We start from the raw sequence: 2536 nt of genomic DNA, 5'->3' as shown, positions 1-2536 counted from the left end.
CCAGTTAAACTACCCACCAGGCACTGTCCCAGAACCGGATCACGGTTCGTAGTTAGATATCCAAAGTGACCAGAGTGGTATTTCAACAATGACTCCGCCTGAACTAGCGTCCAAGCTTCACAGTCTCCCACCTATCCTACACAAGCCACTCCGAACACCAATACCAAGCTGTAGTAAAGGTCACGGGGTCTTTCCGTCCTGCTGCGCGTAACGAGCATCTTTACTCGTAGTGCAATTTCGCCGAGTTCGCGGTTGAGACAGCTGGGAAGTCGTTACGCCATTCGTGCAGGTCGGAACTTACCCGACAAGGAATTTCGCTACCTTAGGATGGTTATAGTTACCACCGCCGTTTACTGGGGCTTAAATTCTCAGCTTCGCTTGCGCTAACCGTTCCTCTTAACCTTCCAGCACCGGGCAGGCGTCAGTCCGTATACATCGTCTTGCGACTTGGCACGGACCTGTGTTTTTAGTAAACAGTCGCTTCCCACTGGTCTCTGCGGCCTTTCCCGCTCCGGGAGTAAATCCCATCACGGTTCCGGCCCCCCTTCTCCCGAAGTTACGGGGGCATTTTGCCGAGTTCCTTAACCACGATTCTCTCGATCTCCTTGGTATTCTCTACCTGACCACCTGAGTCGGTTTGGGGTACGGGCGGCTTGAACCTCGCGTCGATGCTTTTCTCGGCAGCATAGGATCACTGATTTCCCCCAATCGGGGTACGCATCGGATCTCAGGCGCATTGACGACGGATTTGCCTATCGTCAGCCCTACATCCTTACACCAGGTTCACCTTACGGATACCATCGCCTGGCTCAGCTACCTTCCTGCGTCACACCTGTTAATACGCTAAACGCACCAGCATGGGGTCGAGCGTTAGACCGGCCGGCATCACCCCGAAGGGATCCACTCAGCCGGGTTAGGACTCTTAGCACCACTGGATTATCTTGGGCGGTTCTTCGCCGGTACGGGAATATCAACCCGTTGTCCATCGACTACGCCTGTCGGCCTCGCCTTAGGTCCCGACTTACCCAGGGCGGATTAACCTGGCCCTGGAACCCTTGGTCTTTCGGAGGACGGGTTTCTCACCCGTCTTTCGCTACTCATGCCTGCATTCTCACTCGTGTGGCCTCCACGGCTGGTTTACACCGCCGCTTCACTGGCCACACGACGCTCTCCTACCACTCCGTACGACTGAACCACGAAGGCTTGTCTATAATACGAAATCTACAGCTTCGGTGGTGTGCTTGAGCCCCGTTACATTGTCGGCGCGGAATCACTTGACCAGTGAGCTATTACGCACTCTTTCAAGGGTGGCTGCTTCTAAGCCAACCTCCTGGTTGTCTCTGCAACTCCACATCCTTTCCCACTTAGCACACGCTTAGGGACCTTAGCTGGTAGTCTGGGTTGTTTCCCTCTCGACAATGAAGCTTATCCCCCACTGTCTCACTGCTGCGCTCTCACTTACCGGCATTCGGAGTTTGGCTGACGTCAGTAAGCTTTTGGGCCCCATCGGCCATCCAGTAGCTCTACCTCCGGCAAGAAACACGCAACGCTGCACCTAAATGCATTTCGGAGAGAACCAGCTATCACGAAGTTTGATTGGCCTTTCACCCCTATCCACAGCTCATCCCCTCCATTTTCAACTGAAGTGGGTTCGGTCCTCCACGACGTCTTACCGTCGCTTCAACCTGGCCATGGATAGATCACTTCGCTTCGGGTCTAGGACATGCGACTGTATCGCCCTCTTAAGACTCGCTTTCGCTACGGCTACCCCACACGGGTTAACCTCGCCACATATCGCTAACTCGCAGGCTCATTCTTCAAAAGGCACGCTGTCACCCCTACAAGGAGGCTCCAACGGTTTGTAAGCAAACGGTTTCAGGTACTATTTCACTCCCCTCCCGGGGTACTTTTCACCTTTCCCTCACGGTACTTGTCCGCTATCGGTCATCTGGGAGTATTTAGGCTTATCAGGTGGTCCTGACAGATTCACACGGGATTTCTCGGGCCCCGAGCTACTTGGGATCCCCATTCAGCCAGCGCCAGCATTTCGGCTACGGGGTTCGCACCCTCTATGACCAGCCATTCAAAGCTGTTCGCCTATACTGCGCTGTAACTGCTCCTGTCCGGCAGAACAGGACAACGGGTCCCACAACCCCGACCATGCAACGACCGCCGTCTATCACACATGACCGGTTTAGCCTCTTCCGATTTCGCTCGCCACTACTGACGGAATCACTGTTGTTTTCTCTTCCTGTGGGTACTGAGATGTTTCACTTCCCCACGTTCCCTCTACCCGCCCTATATATTCAGGCGGGAGTCACCAGGTCAAAACGCCTGGCGGGGTTTCCCCATTCGGACATCCTCGGATCAGGGCTCGATTATCAGCTCCCCGAGGCTTATCGCAGATTTCTACGTCCTTCTTCGGCTCCAGATGCCAAGGCATCCACCGTTTGCTCTTAGAAACTTGACCACAAAGTTGCTGCCAGCCAAAAGCCGGCAGCTCAGTGTTATCTCATTCGCCAACCACACCTAAAGG

At 54.4% G+C, this 2536-nt stretch carries 1 rRNA gene (only partly in view); it reads right to left on the bottom strand.

The features are described from left to right. Nucleotides 1-2470 (bottom strand): 23S ribosomal RNA (locus EDF20_RS15535); it reaches 849 nt to the left of the window's first position. Nucleotides 2471-2536: the final 66 nt, after the last annotated feature.

This window comes from Frigoribacterium sp. PhB116, assembly GCF_004364285.1.
Taxonomy (GTDB): Bacteria; Actinomycetota; Actinomycetes; order Actinomycetales; family Microbacteriaceae; genus Frigoribacterium.
The sequence above is the reverse complement of the archived record's forward strand: the minus strand, read 5'-3'. Positions and strand labels throughout refer to the sequence as shown.